Origin of the sequence: Cohnella sp. GbtcB17 (genome assembly GCF_019091135.1) — a bacterium.
Taxonomy (GTDB): domain Bacteria; phylum Bacillota; class Bacilli; order Paenibacillales; family Paenibacillaceae; genus Cohnella.
Window position 1 is genome coordinate 1 of sequence record NZ_JAGXJW010000501.1, and the last position, 234, is coordinate 234.

At 69.7% G+C, this 234-nt stretch carries 1 protein-coding gene; it reads right to left on the minus strand.

The genetic code is table 11. The annotated features are described in order from the left end of the window. Positions 1 to 234, minus strand: a 234-nt coding sequence (locus KVT38_RS34275; RefSeq protein ID WP_217598153.1) for a hypothetical protein, incomplete at both ends; no start/stop codon positions are given.

The following is a 234-nucleotide window of genomic DNA, read 5'->3' on the forward strand; positions in this document are numbered from 1 at the left end:
TGCTCGCACTGACTAGCTTGCGGCGGGCTGTTCCGTCGCCGAGCGGGAGGTCCCCTCCGACTGAGGCGACCAGCCGGACGGCGTCCAGACCGGACAGGCCGACGGCGATGACGGCCTCCCGACCGAGATCGGCGGGATTGGCGGGGATCGCTCGGTCGAACCGTCCTCCCGCGATCTTCACCGGACCGCCGAAATAATCGACGCCGACGCCGTGCCCGGGATCGACATTGTCGC